Source organism: Ruegeria sp. CF2 (genome assembly GCF_056537385.1).
Genome location: NZ_JBQFRL010000001.1, coordinates 510474 through 528876, shown reverse-complemented (window position 1 = coordinate 528876; position 18403 = coordinate 510474). Strand labels below are relative to the sequence as shown.

General features: G+C 63.4%; 15 protein-coding genes. 5 read left to right on the top strand and 10 right to left on the bottom strand.

Translation table 11 applies throughout. The features are described from left to right. Positions 1–7 precede the first annotated feature (7 nt). The 6 genes from ACR0IR_RS02585 to ACR0IR_RS02560 form a co-directional block, all read right to left on the bottom strand. Positions 8–1144, bottom strand: a complete 1137-nt coding sequence (locus ACR0IR_RS02585) for an MFS transporter (RefSeq protein WP_170364526.1) — start codon at positions 1142–1144, stop codon at positions 8–10. A 69-nt stretch (positions 1145–1213) separates the two neighbouring features. Beyond that, on the bottom strand, positions 1214–2491 hold the full coding sequence (locus ACR0IR_RS02580) for a DUF3422 family protein (RefSeq protein ID WP_170364528.1): 1278 nt from the start codon (positions 2489–2491) through the stop codon (positions 1214–1216). A gap of 106 nt (positions 2492–2597) precedes the next feature. Further along, positions 2598–2954: a VOC family protein gene (locus ACR0IR_RS02575; protein WP_170364530.1), complete on the bottom strand. Its 357-nt coding sequence runs from the start codon at positions 2952–2954 to the stop codon at positions 2598–2600. Between the two features lie 98 nt (positions 2955–3052). Then, positions 3053–4507, bottom strand: coding sequence for an NAD(P)(+) transhydrogenase (Re/Si-specific) subunit beta (locus ACR0IR_RS02570; RefSeq protein ID WP_170364531.1), 1455 nt, complete (start codon positions 4505–4507; stop codon positions 3053–3055). Between the two features lie 13 nt (positions 4508–4520). After that, positions 4521–6092, bottom strand: coding sequence for a Re/Si-specific NAD(P)(+) transhydrogenase subunit alpha (locus ACR0IR_RS02565; RefSeq protein WP_170364533.1), 1572 nt, complete (start codon positions 6090–6092; stop codon positions 4521–4523). A 130-nt stretch (positions 6093–6222) separates the two neighbouring features. Continuing rightward, positions 6223–6672 (bottom strand): methyltransferase family protein, encoded by a 450-nt coding sequence (locus ACR0IR_RS02560; protein ID WP_093964875.1) that lies wholly within the window; start codon positions 6670–6672, stop codon positions 6223–6225. A 198-nt stretch (positions 6673–6870) separates the two neighbouring features. Between ACR0IR_RS02560 and kynU the strand changes: the two genes are divergently transcribed. Further along, positions 6871–8064 (top strand): kynureninase, encoded by a 1194-nt coding sequence (kynU, locus tag ACR0IR_RS02555; protein ID WP_170357313.1) that lies wholly within the window; start codon positions 6871–6873, stop codon positions 8062–8064. Here the strand turns inward: kynU and ACR0IR_RS02550 are convergent. After that, entirely contained in the window at positions 8057–8635 is a 579-nt protein-coding gene (locus ACR0IR_RS02550; protein WP_170364535.1) for a TetR/AcrR family transcriptional regulator, read from the bottom strand. The genes kynU and ACR0IR_RS02550 overlap by 8 nt on opposite strands. Positions 8636–8734: 99 nt before the next feature. Between ACR0IR_RS02550 and ACR0IR_RS02545 the strand changes: the two genes are divergently transcribed. Both ACR0IR_RS02545 and ACR0IR_RS02540 read left to right on the top strand, forming a co-directional pair. After that, on the top strand, positions 8735–9199 hold the full coding sequence (locus ACR0IR_RS02545; protein ID WP_170357311.1) for a (2Fe-2S)-binding protein: 465 nt from the start codon (positions 8735–8737) through the stop codon (positions 9197–9199). A gap of 3 nt (positions 9200–9202) precedes the next feature. Continuing rightward, positions 9203–11443 (top strand): xanthine dehydrogenase family protein molybdopterin-binding subunit, encoded by a 2241-nt coding sequence (locus ACR0IR_RS02540; protein WP_170364536.1) that lies wholly within the window; start codon positions 9203–9205, stop codon positions 11441–11443. A 63-nt stretch (positions 11444–11506) separates the two neighbouring features. On the opposite strand, the gene ACR0IR_RS02535 is transcribed toward ACR0IR_RS02540, so the two are convergent. The 3 genes from ACR0IR_RS02535 to ACR0IR_RS02525 form a co-directional block, all read right to left on the bottom strand. After that, entirely contained in the window at positions 11507–12286 is a 780-nt protein-coding gene (locus ACR0IR_RS02535; protein WP_170364538.1) for a gamma-glutamyl-gamma-aminobutyrate hydrolase family protein, read from the bottom strand. A gap of 188 nt (positions 12287–12474) precedes the next feature. Next, positions 12475–12900 (bottom strand): GlcG/HbpS family heme-binding protein, encoded by a 426-nt coding sequence (locus tag ACR0IR_RS02530; protein WP_093964871.1) that lies wholly within the window; start codon positions 12898–12900, stop codon positions 12475–12477. Between the two features lie 36 nt (positions 12901–12936). Beyond that, on the bottom strand, positions 12937–15072 hold the full coding sequence (locus ACR0IR_RS02525) for a malate synthase G (protein ID WP_170364539.1): 2136 nt from the start codon (positions 15070–15072) through the stop codon (positions 12937–12939). Between the two features lie 215 nt (positions 15073–15287). Here ACR0IR_RS02525 and pepN point away from each other — a divergent pair, with 215 nt between their 5' ends. Together pepN and ACR0IR_RS02515 are read left to right on the top strand one after the other, a co-directional pair. Beyond that, positions 15288–17840: an aminopeptidase N gene (gene pepN / locus ACR0IR_RS02520; RefSeq protein WP_170364541.1), complete on the top strand. Its 2553-nt coding sequence runs from the start codon at positions 15288–15290 to the stop codon at positions 17838–17840. After that, positions 17837–18280 carry a hypothetical protein gene (locus tag ACR0IR_RS02515; RefSeq protein WP_170364542.1) on the top strand — a complete coding sequence of 148 codons (444 nt, stop codon included), beginning with the start codon at positions 17837–17839 and terminating at the stop codon, positions 18278–18280. The genes pepN and ACR0IR_RS02515 overlap by 4 nt, the downstream gene beginning before the upstream one ends. The last annotated feature ends 123 nt before the right edge of the window (positions 18281–18403 follow it).

Genomic DNA, 18403 nt, shown 5'->3' with positions numbered 1-18403 from the left:
TCCAAAGTCAGTCGGCGCGCCTGAGCGCGCCGGCCAACACCACGATCACCACCGCCAGCGGCAGCAGGACGGCAAAGGCCAGCCGCAGTGACAGGATCCCCGCCAGAAGCCCGATAAGCGGCGGACCGATCAGCAGACCTCCGTACCCCAAAGTGGCGACACTGGCGATGGCCTGCCCCGGTGGGACATGCGGATCATTCGCCGCCCGGCTGAAGGCCAGCGGCATGATCACCGCATAGCCCACGCCCATCATCGCGAATCCAGCCAGCGCCCCGATCGCGCCGCCGGCCGATACCACCAGGAATACGCCGACGGCCGCGCAGGCTCCGCTGACCCGGGCCACCGGCACCGGGCCGAACCGGGCGATCACGAGGCCCCCCAGCAGACGCACCGCGACCATGGCCACCGAAAAGACGGCATAGCCCAAGGCCGCAACGCTTTCAGCCACACCCGTGACATCCCGCAGGAAGATGGCGCTCCAATCGGCCACCGCTCCCTCGCCCAACGCGCCGCACATCGCGGTAAGCCCGACCAAAACCAGAACGCCGCTGGGCAAGGCAAAGATCGCGTTGCCGTCGGACTGCACCCGCCGCGACGTCCATCGGACCCAGGACAGGGCAAGCGCCAGCGCGACGGTTGCCCCGCCGGCCAGCAGGAAATGCGGCAACACGTCAAGCTGCAGCTGAACCGCGCCATAGCCGCTGAGCGCACCCAACCCGGCACCAAGGCTCCACATCGCGTGGAACGAGGACATCACCGGTTTGGCATAGGCCTGCTCGACCTCGGCGGCCCAGGCGTTCATGGCCACATCCATCGAGCCGTGGAAGGCCCCGAAGATGAACAGGAACGCAGCCAGCATGGCGAAGCTGTCGGCGGCCGCAAGAAGGATCAGTGAGGCCGTGTACAGGACCGCGATCACCCGCGTCACGGTCACCGCGCCGAACCTGTCGGTCAGGCGTCCGGTGACTGGAAAGGAACACACCGCCCCGGCCGCCATGAACAGCAGGCCATAGCCCAGTTCCTCGTGGCTCAGCCCCAGACGGTCACGGACGGCCGGAATGCGCGAGGCCCAGATCCCGAACAGGGCGCCGTTCAGGATGAACATGGCGGCCACGGCCCGCCAGGCTGAAACCAATCCGATCATGAAACCTGCCCTGCCTGCGAAATATCTGCCTCGCAGCAATACAGGCCGCGCGCCGGTTGGCAAGCCGCGCTATTCCAGCTTGCGGCGGATGCGGCGCACGGCCAGCCAGACAAGCGCCACTACCGGCAGCGTCACGCCTGCGGTCAGCATCCCCTTGCTGATCCCCGCATTGGTCAACGGGTACAGCAGGTAACTGACCAGCGACACGGCGTAATAGCTGATAGCGACCACCGACAGGCCTTCGACCGTGTGCTGCAATCGCAGCGCCAGATCCGCCCGGCGGTCCATGCTCTCCAACAAGGCCTGGTTCTGCGCGCTGCGCTCGACATCGACCCGCGTTCGCAGCAGGTCGCCGGCGCGAATGGCCCGGTCCGAAAGTGCCTGCAGCCGCCGTTCGGTTGCCTTGACCGTGCGCATGGCCGGGTCATAGCGGCGCATCATGAAATCGGCGAATGTCTGACGCCCGTGGAAGCGATCCTCGCGCAGCGCCTCGATCCGCTGGTGCACGATGGCCTCATAGGCCCCCGTCGCGGCAAAGCGAAAGGCCGAACGCGCCGACAGCGTCTCGAGCTCGGTCGAGGTGGCCAGCAATTGCGGCAGCAGATCGTCGGGATGGGTCGTATCCTTGGTCATCTCGCCCATCAACTGGGTCAGTTGCCGGTCCAACTCGCCGATCTGGGGCATCAGGGCCTTAACCCGGGCAAAGCCCAACATGGACATTGCCTTGTAGGTCTCGATCTCGCACAGGCGCTGGATGACCCGGCCGGTGCGCCTGCGCCCGGTGCCCTCGGACACGAACAGGGCAAACCGCATGTGGCCCGCCGGGTCGATGCGAAAATCGCTGGCGCAAATCGCCGATTCGTCCAGCACCCGCGACACCGCCAGGCTTTCCGGTTCGAACCAATCCGCCAGCGCGGCTTGCGTGGCCCCGTCATCCGGGCGCGGCACCACCCGCAGCATGATCGAGGTCACGCGCTGGCCCGGACTGGCCAACAGCCAGTCGGGGGGGAAAACCTCGAAATCGGCGGGGTTGAACGCGCGCTCGCTGACATTCTGAGTGATGGCCGTATAGGTCACGAATTCCGTGTGGTGCTCCCACTTCAACCAATGCCGCCCGATCTGGCCGGCATAGTGAGTGGCATCGGGCTGCGGATGCTGCGCCCCGTGGCGGTCCAACAGGTCGATCAGGTGGGCCATATCTTCGGCTCGGTCGCGCGCCACCGCGGCGACCGGTTTTTTGATCGCAAGGAATACAACCGTGCACGGCGCCTGCGCCACGGGGAACGGCCGCGCGTGCAATTCATTGGCCAGCGCATAGCGCAGCGGATGATCCTCGATTGGCGTCATGAGCGGCTCCTTGTGTTCCGGGCACTATACGACACCGGAGGATTTCATCAATTATCTTTTTATTTCATATACTTACATGGATACCGCGGTATACAAGCCGGCTATCTCATTGATTTGGCTGCCAGAGCTCGATCGGATTGCCCTCGGGGTCGTGCAGGCGGGCGAATTTTCCGATCTCGCTGTTCCATTCGTCACGGGTCTCCACCTCGATTCCAGCCGCACGCAGCTGGTCGACCATGGCCGCCAGATCGTCGACGCGGAAGTTGATCATCCATTGCTGCGCGGCATCACCGAAATAGTCTGTGTCTTCGGCGAATGGGGCAAACACGGTGTAGCCTTCGCGCTGCTTCCACGGAACCGGGTCATAGTGATTGACGCCCAGATGGGTCTCGTACCATTGCGACAGAGCCTTCGGATCGCGGGCGCGGAAGAACACGCCGCCGATGCCGTTTACCTTATGCATGGAACACCTCCTGCCGATTGGGGTTGATACGGCATCATACCCTGAAACGAAAAAAGGCGCCCCTCGCGGGCGCCTTTTCCAAGGATATGAGCCACAGATCAGTCGATCATTGGCAGCAGCTTGTCCAGCGACTGCTTGGCGTCGCCATAGAACATACGGGTGTTTTCCTTGTAGAACAGCGGGTTTTCGATGCCCGAATACCCGGTGCCCTGCCCGCGTTTCGAGACGATCACCTGCTTGGCCTTCCAGCATTCCAGAACCGGCATCCCGGCAATGGGGCTGTTCGGGTCCTCCTGCGCCGCAGGGTTCACGATGTCGTTCGAGCCGATGACGATCGCCACATCCGTTTCCGGGAAATCGTCGTTGATCTCGTCCATTTCCAGCACGATGTCATAGGGCACCTTGGCCTCGGCCAGCAGCACGTTCATGTGGCCCGGAAGACGGCCCGCGACGGGGTGGATGGCAAAGCGCACATTCTTGCCCTTCGCGCGCAGCTTACGGACCAGTTCGCTGACCGATTGCTGCGCCTGCGCCACCGCCATTCCGTAGCCGGGGATGATGATGACGCTGTCGGCATCGTTCAACGCTGCTGCAACACCGTCGGCGTCGATCGCCACCTGTTCGCCTTCGACCTCCATCTGGGGTCCCGAAGTGCCGCCAAAGCCGCCGAGGATCACGCTGACAAAGTGACGGTTCATCGCCTTGCACATGATGTAGGACAGGATCGCACCCGACGAGCCTACCAGCGCGCCGACGACGATCAGCAGGTCGTTGCCCAGCGAGAAACCGATCGCAGCCGCGGCCCAGCCCGAGTAGCTGTTCAGCATAGACACAACGACCGGCATGTCGGCACCGCCGATGCCCATGATCAGGTGATAACCGATGAACAGCGCCGCCAGCGTCATAAGGATCAGCGGGAAGAACCCACCCGAAGCGGTGTACCAAATCAGACAGATCAGCGAGAGGCCAGCCGCCGACGCGTTCAGCGCATGCCCGCCCGGCAGCTTGGTGGCCGCTGAGGTCACCTTGCCGGCCAGCTTTCCATAGGCCACGACCGAACCGGTAAAGGTGATCGCACCGATGAAGATGCCCAGGAACAGCTCGACATGCAGAATGGCCAGCTCGGCCGGAGTTTTCTTGGCGATCAGTTTCGCGAAGGCGCCCAGATCCGACAGGTCGGCATCCTTGGCCGCGTCAACGATCGCAAAGACTTCGGCGACATTCTTGATCTCGAAATGGGCGTTGTACCCGACGAAAACCGCCGCCAGACCCACCAGCGAATGCATGGCGGCGACAAGCTGCGGCATCTCGGTCATCTGGACGCGCTGCGCCACGTATTGACCGATCAGACCGCCGCCGATGATCAGCAGCAGCGACAGCAGCCACAGGCCCGATCCGGGGCCGACCAGCGTGGCAAAAACCGCCAGCGCCATTCCAACGATGCCGTACCAGACCGCGCGCTTGGCGCTTTCCTGGTTCGACAGGCCGCCGAGCGAAAGGATGAACAGAACAGCCGCAACGACATAGGCGGCAGTGGTGAAGCCAAATTCCATGTGCCCGGCCTCCTTAAGATTTCTGGAACATGGCGAGCATGCGCCGGGTTACGAGGAAACCGCCGAAGATGTTGATCCCGGCCATGAAGATCGACAGCGCCGCCAGCAGAATGACGAGGAAAGACCCCGACCCGATTTGCATCAACGCGCCCACGATGATGATCGAGGAAATCGCGTTGGTGATCGCCATCAACGGTGTGTGCAGACTGTGGCTGACGTTCCAGATCACCTGGAAGCCCACGAAAACGGCCAGCACGAAGACGATGAAATGCTGCATGAAGCTTGCAGGAGCCACCAGCCCGACCAGCAGCATCAGCGCACCGCCCACGCCCAGCAGGGTGACCTGTTGCTTGGTCTGCGCCTTGAAGGCAGCGATCTCTTGCGCGCGCTTTTCTTCGGGCGTCAGTTCCTTGACCTCGGCTTTGGGTTTGGCGGCGATGGCCTGCACCTTGGGCGGTGGCGGTGGGAAGGTGATCTCACCTTCGTAGGTGACGGTCGCGCCACGGATCACGTCATCTTCCATGTTGTGATTGATCTGACCGTCCTTGTCCGGGGTCAGGTCAGTCATCATGTGACGGATGTTGGTCGCATACAGCGACGAGGACTGAGCCGCCATCCGGCTGGGGAAGTCAGTATAGCCGATGATTGTCACGCCATTGTCGGTCACGACCTTTTCATCCGGCACGGTGCCTTCGACATTGCCTCCACGCTCGGCCGCAAGGTCCACAATGACCGATCCGGGCTTCATGGCCTTGACCATATCCTCAAGCCACAGCTTGGGGGCCGGGCGGTTGGGGATCAGGGCCGTAGTGATGACGATGTCCATCTCGGGCGCAAGCTTGCGGAACTTGGCCAGCTGCGCATTGCGGAACTCCTCGGACTGAACCGAAGCATACCCACCGGTGGCCGACCCATCCTGCTGTTCCTCTTCAAAGTCCAGATAGACGAATTCGGCGCCCATCGACTCGACCTGTTCAGCGACCTCGGGGCGCACATCGAACGCATAGGTGATCGCGCCAAGCGACGTCGACGTCCCGATGGCGGCCAGACCTGCCACGCCGGCACCAACGATCAGAACCTTGGCCGGCGGCACCTTGCCCGCGGCCGTTACCTGGCCGGTGAAGAAGCGGCCAAAGTTGTTGCCCGCCTCGATCACCGCACGGTACCCGGCGATGTTGGCCATCGAAGACAAAGCGTCCATCTTCTGCGCGCGGCTGATGCGGGGCACCATTTCCATCGCGATGACATTGGCGCCCTTGGCTTTCGCCAATTCCATCCCTTCTTCGTTCCCTGCCGGGTTGAAGAACGAGATCAGCGTCTTGCCTTTGGTCAGACGTTTCATTTCGGTCTCGGTGGGCACGCGCACCTTGGCGATGATGTCCGACGATTTCCACAAAGAGGCTGCTGTCTTGACGATTTCGACCCCGACGGCCTCGTAAGCCTCGTCCGAGAAACCGGCGGCAGCACCAGCCCCCTTCTCGATGGCGCATTCATAGCCCAATTTCTGCAGCTGCACGGCTGACTCCGGAGTCATCGCGACCCGGTTCTCGCCTTTCAGTATTTCCTTTGGCGTGCCTATTTTCACCGGCAAGTCCCCCTAATTTTCACTCTGACCGAGCGGGTGGTCGGTATTGTTTGTTAAGCAAAGATCTATCCTGCGCAACATTATTTCGCAAGCGCAGCATTCATTACGTTGTGTCACGGGTCGGCGCATTTCAGATCCACCGACGGGTTTTGCGTTCGTAACGCGCGAAATCCGCACGGAAGGTGCGGCGCAGGCGGTCCTCTTCGGGCAGGATGAACCGCCGTTCCAATACCCAGACGAACACAGGAACCAACACCAGCGACAACACGGCATCGAAGCGCAGGATCAACCCGGCAAGGATCAGGACATCGCCCAGATAAATCGGATTGCGGCTGCGTTTGTAGATGCCCGACTGCACCATTGCGGTGGGTGTTTCATGCGGAATGACCGTCGTACGGTGACGGCGGAATTCTACGATGGCCAGAACCGCCAGCAGGATACCCCCACCAATCAGCAACCCGCTTAGCAGGTCGGTCAACCCGCCTTCCAGCGACAGGCCGAGCGACAGATAACGGCCCTGTAACCAGGCCAACACCGCGAAGCCCAAAAGCCACAGTGGCGGTACGTCGATACGGCGCATGAGCATCCCTTTTGAACGACGACATGCACCGACACATGTCGCTTCCGGGCCAAGTCCTACCGCTTTCAGACCCCGATGGCAAAGCATCTTGGCCTTGCGGTCGAATATTGTGCACCCGGGCCACAAACAGGCGGGCGTAGACAGCCCGGCACCGATCCGATACCCCGGGTCGGACACAAGAAAACACCGGGATTTATCATGACCGATTTCGCCGCCACCAAAGCCATGTTCCACCTGCCGGAAGGAGTGCTGTATCTGGACGGCAACTCGCTGGGCCCTCTGCCCAAGGCGGCGGCCGCAAAGGTCCAGAAGATGCTGACTGAGGAATGGGGCCAGATGCTGATCACCGGGTGGAACAAGGCCGGGTGGATGGGCATGCCGACCGACCTGGGCGATCGGATCGGCCGCCTGATCGGCGCCGCGCCCGGTACGGTCGTGGTCGGCGACACGCTGTCGATCAAGGTCTTTCAGGCGGTTGCCTCGGCGTTGGAGCTGAACCCGGGGCGCAAGGTGGTCCTGTCGGACAATGGCAACTTCCCTTCCGATCTCTACATGGCTGACGGGCTGCTGCGCTCGCTGGGCGAGGAGTACGAGCTTCGGGTCGTGGACCCCGAGACCGTGGCCGAGCACATTACCGATGAAGTCGCCGTGCTGATGCTGACCGAAGTCGACTATCGCACCGGCCGCAGGCACGACATGAAGGCGCTGACCGAGCTGGCCCATGCGCGCGGCGTCATCACGGTGTGGGATCTGGCCCACTCAGCCGGGGCCATCCCGGTGGACCTGGCCGGCTGCAACGCCGATTTCGCGGTCGGGTGCACCTATAAATACCTCAACGGTGGTCCGGGCGCCCCGGCCTTCATCTATGTCGCTCCGAAATGGGCGGACACCGCGCGCCCGGCCCTGTCGGGCTGGCTGGGACACGAGGCGCCGTTTGCCTTCGATCTGGACTATCGCCCCGGCGCAGGCATCGAGCGCATGCGCGTCGGCACGCCACCGGTGATCCAGATGACCGCGCTGGCCGCGGCGATGGATATCTGGGACATGGCCGACATGGATAATGTGCGCGCCAAGTCCATCGCCCTGACCGAACAGTTCATCCAGCAGGTCGAGGCCACCTGCCCCGATCTGGAACTGGCCAGCCCCCGCGACCCCGCGATGCGTGGCAGCCAAGTCTCGTTCCGGTTTGCCGACGGGTACGCGGCGATGCAGGCCTTGATCGCCCGCGGCGTGATCGGGGATTTCCGCGCGCCCGACATCATGCGGTTCGGCTTCACGCCGCTGTATATCGACGAAGGCGACGTGTCGCGCGCCGTCGAGATCCTGACTGACATCATGCAGAACCGTTTGTGGGACAGACCGGAATTCAAGGTCCGGCAGCGGGTTACCTGACCTCAAGCCCCGCGCCGATCAGCGCGGACAACTGGGCAATGCGCTGCTCGAACTCCTCGGCGTTCGAGGCGGTCATCTTGATCCCCTTCAGCGCGGCGGTGACGGTCCGCGCGGTCTCGGCCGGACCGTCCGGCAGGCGCACGCGACCGGCCGCCAGTTCGCGCTTTAGCCATTCAGCGTAGAGATCCGCCAGCGCCGCCTCGCCCTCGGCCACGATGTCGGCAGCGGTGGACTTGCTGGTATCCAGCATCTCCAGCCCATGCGGCGAGGCCAGTATGGCCGCCATCCCGGCGATCTGCGCGTCAATCGCCCGCGCCAGGATCTCGGACACCGCTCCGTCGCCCTGCAGCGCATGTGCCACCGCCGCGATCTTTTCGGCGTAATGCGCCTGTGTCAGGCTGCGAACGATGGCATCTTTGTTCTTGTAATGCAGATAGACCGCTGGACGGGACATGCCCGCGCCACGCGCTATGTCATCCATCGAGGTCTTGCGGAACCCATAGGCGGAAAAGGCCTGAAACGCCGAAGTCAGGATCGCCTTTGCCCGTGTATCATCCAGTTTTTCCGCCATGAATTGACCTCTGACAGTTTCGCGCGAAATTGTCAATTGACGCACTGACATTTCTCATCAATTATGTCAGAAACCAGCCACAGCCAAAAGAGGTACGCCATGGCGACCACGCTGACGATCAACGGAAAGCCACATCAGGTCGATCTGCCCGACGATGTCCCCCTTCTGTGGGTGCTGCGCGACGAGGTGGGCCTGACCGGAACCAAGTTCGGCTGCGGTGTGGCCGCCTGCGGAGCCTGCACGGTGCAGATCGACGGCGAGGCCGTCCGCTCGTGCCAGGTTGCCCTGTCCGATGTCTGGGGCGAGGTCACCACGATCGAAGGGTTGGGGACGCCCGACAACTTGGCCACGATCCAGCAGGCCTGGGTCGACCATCAGGTCGCGCAATGCGGCTATTGCCAGTCGGGGCAGATCATGCAGGCCGCCGCGCTGCTGGCCGAAAACCCTGCCCCCTCTGACGAAGAAATCGACGAGGCGATGCAGGGCAACCTGTGCCGCTGCGGCACCTACCCCCGCATCCGCGCCGCGATCCACGACGCCGCCGCCAAGCTGAAGGAGGCCTGATCCATGGCCAGCATCGGAAAAATCCTGCGCCGCACCTTCCTGATCGGATCAGCCGCCATCGTCGGTGGCGTGGCTTTCGGCGTCTATTACGTCAACCGCCCCGCCAAGAACCCGCTGAAACCGGGCGACGGCGAAGCGGCCCTGAACCCCTTCATCCTGATCGACCAGAACGGCGTGACCCTGTTTGCGCCCCGCGCCGAGATGGGCCAGGGCGTCAAAACCACATGGGCCGCCCTGATTGCCGAGGAACTGGACGTGGATCTGGATCAGGTCACCGTTCTGCACGGACCTGCGGCGGCGGCTTATTACAACTCGGCCCTGATCGGCGAGAGCCTGCCCAACAAGGGCTATGACGTCTCGAACTTCCAGCACAATCTGGGCGAGGCCCTTGGCGTGATCGGCAAGGCGCTCAGCCTGCAGGTCACCGGCGGCTCGACCTCGATGAAGGACGGGTTCGAGCGGATGCGCGCGGCTGGTGCCTCGGCCCGCGAGACGCTGAAACAGGCCGCCGCCGACCGACTGGGGGTGGATCGGGCTCAGTTGAAGACCGCTTCGGGCCATGTCATCGCGCCTGATGACAGCAAGATCGCCTATACCGAACTGGCTACAGACGTGGCGAAGATGGAACCGATTGAGGCAGAGCTGCGCGACCCGTCCGAGTGGCGCTATCTGGGTCGGACCCTGCCGCGTCTGGACATGGTGGAAAAGGCCACCGGCACCGCCCAGTTCGGCGTCGACGTGCGCCTGCCCGGCATGAAATTCGCCAGCGTCCGGATGAACCCCAAGCTGGGCGGCCAGATGAACGGCTTCGACGACAGCGCCGCCAAGGCAATGCCTGGTGTCGAAAAGGTTGTCGATCTGGGCAACGGTGTTGCGGTGATCGCCACCAACACCTGGCTTGCCAACCAGGCGGTCGAGGCCATCGACGTCGATTGGGGCGAGGCCCCCTATCCGCCCGAAACCGACGCCATCTTTGCCGAGATCTCCAAGGCCTTCGACACCGCCCCGAACTCGACCATGCGCGATGATGGCGATGTCAGCACCGTTCCCGAAGGCGCGACAGTGATCGAGGCCGAATACACTGTCCCCTACCTGGCCCACGCCACGATGGAACCGATGAATGCCACCGCGCTGTTCACCGGCGACGCGTTGGAACTGTGGTGCGGCAACCAGGCCCCCACGCTGATCCAGTTCCGCGTTGCCAACACGGCCGGTCTGGACACCGAAGCCGTCCAAATCCACACCACCTATCTGGGCGGCGGTTTTGGTCGCCGCGGAGAGCTGGATTTCGGCGACATAGCCACCAAAGTGGCCATGGCAATGCCCGGCACTCCGGTCCAGTCGACCTGGAGCCGCGAAGAGGATATGCGTCACGACTACTACCGTCCCGGTGCGATGGCGCGGATGCGCGGTGCGGTTCAGGATGGCAAAGCAGTGCTGATCGACGGTGCAGTTGCCGCGCAGTCCTGCACGCAGCAAGCCGTCGAGCGCTATACCGGAATGCCCGGCGCTGGCCCCGACAAGGTGCTGGTCGAAGGGTTCTTCAATCAGCCCTACGCGGTGCCCAACTATCGCGTGAGCGGCCATATCGCCGACCTGAAGATCCCGGTGGGCTTCTGGCGCTCGGTCGGCAACAGCCACAACGGGTTCTTCCACGAAACCTTCATCGACGAGATGGCTCACGCGGCCGACCGCGACCCGCTGGAGTTCCGGCTGGAACTGGCGGGTGGCGAACATGCGCCCTCGGCCGGGTGTCTTGAGGCGGTGCGCAACATGTCCGGCTGGACGGGCAAGACCCCCGATGGTGTGGGCCGCGGCGTGGCCCTGACTTACAGCTTCGGCACCCCCGTCGCGCAGGTGATCGAGGTGGTCGACGAAGACGGCACCATCCGCATCAGCAAGGCCTGGATCGCCTGCGACATGGGGCTGGCCCTGGACCCCGAAAACGTCAAAGCTCAGATGTTCGGCGGCATGATGTATGGCCTGTCGGCGGCTTGTTACGGCGAGATCACCTTCGCCGATGGCGAGGTCGAACAGATGAACTTCCCCGACTATGACGCGCTGCGCATGCACACCGCGCCGCAGGTTGAGGTTCAGGTGCTGGAAACCAACCGCTTCATGGGTGGCGCGGGCGAGCCCGGTACGCCGCCTTCGATGCCGGCGCTGGGCAACGCGCTGTTTGACCTGACCGGCCAGCGCGCTAGGACCCTGCCGCTCAACAAGCAGTTCAACCTGCTGGTGTGAAACGAAAAAGACCGGCGCGGAGGTTGCCGCGCCGGTCTTTTGAAGAAATCCGAGAGCTGATTGTCAGGCCGATTGCCGCACCGGCGTCGGCATGGCACCTGCCGACCAAGCCCGCACCGCGTCGCCAAAAGCCTGAAACAGGGGCCGCGAGACCGGGTCATTCGCCGCATCCCATTCCGGGTGCCATTGCACCGACAAGGTGAACCCGGGCGCATCCTGGATATAGATCGCCTCGGGCGTGCCATCCGGCGCGTGGCCGTCGATCACCACGCCCTTGCCCACCGTCTTGATGCCCTGCCCATGCAGCGTATTGGTCATCACCTCACTGGCACCGAACAGGCGGTGGAACACCCCGCCCTCGGTCAGCTTGACCACATGGCGCAGGGCGAATTTCTCTTCGAGCGTGCCATCGGGCGGCATGCGGTGGTTCATCCGTCCAGGCAGATCGCGGATTTCCGGGTACAGAGTGCCGCCCATGGCCACGTTGACCTCTTGGAAGCCCCGGCAGATGCCCAGAAAGGGCTGGCCGCGCTCGACGCAGGCCCGCACCAGTGGCAGGGTGATCGCATCGCGCGCCCGGTCGAATTCGCCATGCGCATCGGTCGCCGGCTCGCCGTATTCTTCGGGGTGAACGTTGGGGCGGCCACCGGTCAGCAGGAACCCGTCGCAAACCTCAAGCAGTTCGGCCACGTCGACATAACGCGGGTCGGCCGGGATCAGCAGCGGCAGACAGTTCGCAACATTCGCGACCGCGTCCGAATTCATCGTCCCCCCGGCATGGGTGGGGTACTGGTCGTTCATCAGATACGAATTGCCGATGATGCCAACGACGGGTCGGGACATTGCGCTACCTTGCTGTTTTACTTGAACTGGTCGGAAATTATCCGCCCCTTCAGTAACGTGCAAGAAAACACGCCCTGCACCATGGCGCAAGGACGTGTTCAGATACGCACATATTGTTCCCGATTTCCGCAGAGCGCTGGACGAATTTCCCGAAACAGGCGGCCGCGGCGGAACGGCGCTTTTACAGATCAGGTCTCGCCAGTCAGCCCGGCGGCCTCGATCCCGGCCATGGCGGCAGCGGCGTCGTTGTCCGAGGTGTCGCCGGTGACCCCGACGGCCCCGATCACAGCGCCCTTGCGGTCGCGCAGCAGCACGCCGCCCGGAACCGGAACGACCTGCCCGCCATAGACCCCATTCACCGCAGCCATGAAATAGGCCTGCGCCTCGGCCCGCTGCATCTGGGCGGTGCCTGCCATGCCCAGCATGACCGATCCATAGGCCTTGCCATGGGCAATCGCGAAGCGGCCGGGGGCCGCGCCGTCCTCGCGCTCGAAGGCGATGACATGGCCACCGGCGTCCAGAACTACCACTGACAGGGGTTTCAGGTCCATCTCGCGCCCTTTCTCAAGGGTTTTGCGAATGATGGTGCGGGCCTTTCTGAGTGAAACCGACATGATCTTGTCCTCTGTCTGCGGTGGTCTGCCCCGGTTCTAGCCCTGACGGGCCTTCAGTTCCAGCCGCCGCGCATGCAGGACCGGCTCGGTATAGCCCGAGGGCTGTACCCGCCCCTTGAACACCAGATCGCAGGCGGCCTGAAAGGCGATGCCGTCGAAACCCGGTGCCATGGGCCGATAGGCCGGGTCGCCTGCGTTCTGCCGATCGACCACGGCGGCCATCTTCTTCATCGCGGCCATCACCTGATCGGCGCCGATCACGTCGTGATGCAGCCAGTTGGCCAGCGCCTGGCTCGAAATCCGGCAGGTGGCGCGATCCTCCATCAGACCCACGTCATTGATATCGGGCACCTTCGAGCAGCCGACACCCTGATCGACCCAGCGCACGACATAGCCCAGGATGCCCTGCGCGTTGTTCTCGATCTCGCGGGTGATTTCATCGTCGCTGAGGTTGCGGCCGCCCAGCAGCGGGATGGTCAGCAGATCATCGAGCGTGCCGCGCGGGCCTCCAGCGGCTATCTCATCCTGACGGGCCAGAACATCCACCTTGTGGTAGTGGGTCGCGTGCAGGGTCGCTGCGGTGGGCGACGGCACCCAGGCGCAGGTCGCACCGGCCATGGGGTGGCCGATCTTGGCCGCAAGCATCTCGCCCATCAGGTCGGGCATGGCCCACATACCCTTGCCGATCTGCGCCCGGCCCTTCAGCCCGCAGGCGAGCCCGATATCGACATTGCGATCCTCGTAGGACTGGATCCAGGGCGTATTCTTCATGTCGCCCTTGGGCAGCATCGGCCCGGCCTCCATCGATGTGTGGATTTCGTCCCCCGTCCGGTCGAGGAACCCGGTATTGATGAAGGCCACGCGCGATTTCGCGGCGCGGATGCACTCCTTGAGGTTTACCGACGTCCGGCGTTCCTCATCCATGATGCCCAGTTTCACGGTGTTGCGCGGCAGGCCCAGAATATCCTCGACCATATCGAAGATTTGGACCGAGAACGCCACCTCTTCAGGCCCGTGCATCTTGGGCTTGACCACATAGACCGATCCGTGGACCGAGTTGCCGCCATCGCGCTGCAGGTCGTGCATCGCGATCAGCGTGGTGCACAGCGCATCCATCAGCCCCTCACCGATCTCGTTACCGTCGGCGTCCAGCACGGCGGGGTTGGTCATCAGATGGCCCACATTGCGCACCAGCATCAGCGACCGGCCCTTGAGGCTGCTGGTCGATCCGTCGGGCCGGGTAAAGGCGATGTCCTCGGACAGTTTGCGGGTAAATGTCCGGCCGCCTTTCGTGACCTCTTCGGTCAGATCGCCCTTCATCAGGCCCAGCCAGTTGCCGTAGGCCACGACCTTATCCTCGGCATCAACACAGGCCACCGAATCTTCGCAGTCCATGATGGTGGACAGGGCCGATTCAAGGCGCACGTCGGAAATGCCCGCCGGGTCCGAGGCGCCGATGGTGCTGGACGGGTCGATCATGATCTGGATGTGCAGACCGTTGTTCTTCAGCAGCACGAAGTCCGGAGCCTCGGCCGAACCGCCGAAGCCCACGAATTTCCCGGGATCAGCCAGCGCCGGCACCAATGCGCCGCCTTCGAACTTCAGACCGGGCACATCGGCCCAGCTGCCTTGGGTCAGCGGCGCGGCCTCGTCCAAAAACGCCTTGGCCCAGGCGATCACCCGCGCACCGCGGGCCTCGTCATAGCCGCCCCCCTGCGGCAGGTCGCCCATCGCATCGGTGCCATACAGCGCGTCATACAGGCTGCCCCAGCGGGCATTGGCCGCGTTCAGGGCAAAACGCGCATTGGTGATCGGCACCACCAGTTGCGGGCCGGGCGTCGCGGCGATCTCGGGGTCGACATTCGCCGTGTCGATCTGGAAATCGGGGCCTTCATCCAGCAGATAGCCGATCTCGCGCAGGAACGCCTGATACTCGGCCATGTCGATGGGTTGCCCCTTGCGCGCAAGGTGCCACGCGTCGACACTGCCCTGGATATCCGAGCGCTTTTGAAGCAGATCTCGGTTTTTTGGGCCAAACTCGGACACCATCCGCGAAAGACCAGCCCAGAATGCGTCGGGCTCAACGCCCGTTCCGGGAAGCGCGCGTTCCTCGATGAAATCGATCAGAACCTGATCTACGTCCAATCCGCTCCGGATAGCTCTGCCGCTCATGACTCGAATCTCCTGCCCATCGTGTGCCGTTGTATGCAGTCTTCAATTAGGGGCATTGTTTCCGATAGGCAACTTGCCGCTGCATCAATCCGCCTTTCCATTCCGCCTGAAACAGCTTCAAACCGTGCAAGGTAATGCCGCCCTGACCCGCCTGCTTGCAGCGCCACGGCGATCCTCCTAACGTCGCGCGGGAACACACCGACACGAGGCCCCAGATGCGCGACGCCGCCCCCACCACGATCTACCTGTCCGACTATTCGCCCTTCGGTTTTCTGGTCGACAGCGTTCACCTGACCTTCGGCCTGGCCCCGCATGCGACGCGCGTGACATCGCGCATCGCGTTCCGGCCCAATCCGCAGGCCACCGACCGCACGTTCTTTTTGCACGGTGAAGAGCTGAAGCTGATCCGCGCCAGCATCGACGGCACCCCGATCACTCCTGACGTCACCGACAAAGGCCTGACCGCCAGCGTCCCCAATGCCCCCTTCGTCTGGGAGGCGGAGGTCGAGATCGACCCCGGCAACAACACCACGCTGGAAGGGCTTTACATGTCGAACGGCATGTACTGTACCCAGTGCGAGGCCGAGGGGTTCCGCAAGATCACCTATTACCCCGACCGGCCCGACGTGATGTCCACGTTCACCGTGCGCATCAACGGCGAGCTGCCGGTGCTGCTGTCCAACGGCAACCCGACGGGTAAGGGCGAAGGCTGGGCCGAATGGACCGACCCCTGGCCCAAACCCGCCTATCTGTTCGCGCTGGTCGCCGGAGAGTTGGTTGCCCATTCCGACAGTTTCACCACCAGATCGGGACGGCATGTCGATCTGAACCTGTGGGTCCGCCCCGGGGACGAGGGCAAATGCGCCTTTGGCATGGAGGCCCTGAAGCGGTCGATGAAATGGGACGAGGATGTCTATGGCCGCGAATACGATCTGGACGTGTTCAACATCGTCGCCGTGGATGATTTCAACATGGGCGCGATGGAGAACAAGGGGCTGAACATCTTCAACTCGTCGGCGGTGCTGGCCAGCCCTGAAACCTCGACCGATGCAAATTTCGAACGGATCGAGGCGATCATCGCGCATGAGTATTTCCACAACTGGACCGGCAACCGCATCACCTGCCGCGACTGGTTCCAGCTGTGTCTGAAAGAGGGGCTGACCGTGTTCCGCGACGCGCAGTTCACCTCGGACATGCGCTCGGCCCCGGTCAAGCGCATCCATGACGTGATCGACCTGCGCGCGCGCCAGTTCCCCGAGGACAACGGGCCGCTGTCGCACCCCGTGCGCCCCGAAAGCTTTCAAGAGATCAACAACTTCTACACCGCGACCGTCTATGAGAAAGGCGCCGAGGTGATCGGAATGCTGAAAACGCTGGTCGGGGACGAGGCCTATTCCAAGGCGCTGGATCTGTATTTCGAACGCCATGACGGGCAGGCCTGCACGATCGAGGACTGGCTGAAAGTGTTCGAGGACACGACCGGCCGCGACCTGACCCAGTTCAAGCGCTGGTACAGCCAGTCCGGCACGCCCCGGGTGAAGGTCGAGGAGGAATGGGCCGGCGGCACCTATACCCTGACCCTGTCCCAAAGCACCCCACCCACTCCCGGTCAGCCCGAAAAGCTGCCGCAGGTGATCCCCGTGGCCGTGGGCCTGCTGGGTCCCAATGGCGACGAGGTGCGCGGGACCGAGGTGCTGGAACTGACTGAAGCGCGCCAGAGCTTCACCTTCGAGGGGCTGGCCGCGCGGCCCGTCGCCTCGATCCTGCGGGGGTTCTCGGCGCCGGTGATCCTTGAGCACGACCGCCCGAACGCCGAACGGGCCTTTTTGCTGGCCCATGACACGGATCCGTTCAACCGGTGGCAGGCCGGACGGACGCTGGCGCAAGACACTTTGCTGCGGATGATCACCCAGGAAGCGGCCCCCGATTCCGAATATCTGGATGGTCTGCTGGCCGTTCTGCGCGACGCCGATCTGGACCCGGCCTATCGTGCGCTGATGCTGGGTCTGCCGACCCAATCGGAACTGGCCGCCGCGCTGCACGAACAGGGCGAAACGCCCGACCCGATGGCGATCTGGCGCGCGGTCGAGACCCTGCGCCAGGCCACCGCCCAGCACAAGCAGGACCTGCTGCCCCGGCTGCATTCCGAGGCGCTGGTCGACGGCCCCTATTCGCCCGACGCCGAGCAGGCGGGCAAGCGCGCCTTGGGTAGCGCCGCGCTGGCCCTGACCACCCGGCTGGACGGCGGTGCCATGGCGGCCGAGGTCTATGCCAAGGCCGACAACATGACCCTGCAGCTCAGCGCCCTGTCCTACCTGCTGCGTGCCGGCAAAGGTCAGGCGGAACTGGCGGCATTCTACGACCAGTGGCACCACGACCGGCTGGTTCTGGACAAATGGTTCGGGCTTCAGGCCTCGCTGGCCGCCCCGGACGATGCGCCGCGGATCGCCCGCGCCCTGTCCGAGCATCCCGATTTCAACTGGAAGAACCCCAACCGGTTCCGTGCGCTGATGGGTGGGCTGGCAATGAACCACGCCGGGTTCCACCATGCCAGCGGCGAGTCCTACGCCCTGCTGGCCGACTGGCTGATCCGGCTGGATCCGGTCAACCCGCAGACCACCGCGCGTATGTGCACGGCCTTCCAGACCTGGAAACGCTATGACGCCGACCGTCAGGACCTGATCCGCGCCCAACTGACCCGCATCGCCGAAACCCCGAATCTGTCGCGCGACACGACCGAGATGATCTCGCGCATCCTCGGGGCATGACGGCGCCCGAGGGCTCCGGGTTCCGCTTTACCCGTCACAACCGGTCGCCCCGCAGCATCGCCATTCTGGCCGCTGTCTATGCGGGGTTGCTGGCACTTGTGCTGGTTTTCGACGCGGCCTGGTGGCTGATCGGGTTGCTGGCGCTGGGCACCCTGCCCGCGTTGTGGGACGTGCTGCGCGACACCGATGCCGGGCTGAACCTGGACCCGGCCAAACTGAGCTGGCATTCGGGCGCGCGGCAAGGCGAGATCGACCTGACCGAGATCGACTTCTTCCGCTTCGACACGCGCTGGGACTTCTCGGTGCGCGTGTCGATCATCCTGACCAATGGCAAACGTCTGCGCCTCCCGGACGAGGCACTGCCGCCGCACAAACAGCTGGAACAGGCGCTGGAACAGGCTGGATTCCGGGTTGATCGGCACCATTTCACGGTTTTCTGAAACGATTCTCGGAATCCGCGTCGATTGATCCTGTCTGATCCATTGAAGCAGAAAGTTTAATGTTAGAATCCTTGAACTGGTCACAATTCCGGTTCAGAATTCATCGTTAGTTAACAAGTTTGT

Bases quoted from the DNA above. Each gene is read 5' to 3' on its own strand.
- ACR0IR_RS02545 (WP_170357311.1), top strand. From the start codon at position 8,735: ATGGCGACCACGCTGACGATCAACGGAAAGCCACATCAGGTCGATCTG.
- ACR0IR_RS02550 (WP_170364535.1), bottom strand. From the start codon at position 8,635: ATGGCGGAAAAACTGGATGATACACGGGCAAAGGCGATCCTGACTTCG.
- kynU (WP_170357313.1), top strand. From the start codon at position 6,871: ATGACCGATTTCGCCGCCACCAAAGCCATGTTCCACCTGCCGGAAGGA.
- ACR0IR_RS02570 (WP_170364531.1), bottom strand. From the start codon at position 4,507: ATGGAATTTGGCTTCACCACTGCCGCCTATGTCGTTGCGGCTGTTCTG.
- ACR0IR_RS02540 (WP_170364536.1), top strand. From the start codon at position 9,203: ATGGCCAGCATCGGAAAAATCCTGCGCCGCACCTTCCTGATCGGATCA.
- ACR0IR_RS02585 (WP_170364526.1), bottom strand. From the start codon at position 1,144: ATGATCGGATTGGTTTCAGCCTGGCGGGCCGTGGCCGCCATGTTCATC.
- ACR0IR_RS02535 (WP_170364538.1), bottom strand. From the start codon at position 12,286: ATGTCCCGACCCGTCGTTGGCATCATCGGCAATTCGTATCTGATGAAC.
- ACR0IR_RS02575 (WP_170364530.1), bottom strand. From the start codon at position 2,954: ATGCATAAGGTAAACGGCATCGGCGGCGTGTTCTTCCGCGCCCGCGAT.
- ACR0IR_RS02560 (WP_093964875.1), bottom strand. From the start codon at position 6,672: ATGCGCCGTATCGACGTACCGCCACTGTGGCTTTTGGGCTTCGCGGTG.
- ACR0IR_RS02580 (WP_170364528.1), bottom strand. From the start codon at position 2,491: ATGACGCCAATCGAGGATCATCCGCTGCGCTATGCGCTGGCCAATGAA.
- ACR0IR_RS02515 (WP_170364542.1), top strand. From the start codon at position 17,837: ATGACGGCGCCCGAGGGCTCCGGGTTCCGCTTTACCCGTCACAACCGG.
- ACR0IR_RS02525 (WP_170364539.1), bottom strand. From the start codon at position 15,072: ATGAGCGGCAGAGCTATCCGGAGCGGATTGGACGTAGATCAGGTTCTG.
- ACR0IR_RS02530 (WP_093964871.1), bottom strand. From the start codon at position 12,900: ATGTCGGTTTCACTCAGAAAGGCCCGCACCATCATTCGCAAAACCCTT.
- pepN (WP_170364541.1), top strand. From the start codon at position 15,288: ATGCGCGACGCCGCCCCCACCACGATCTACCTGTCCGACTATTCGCCC.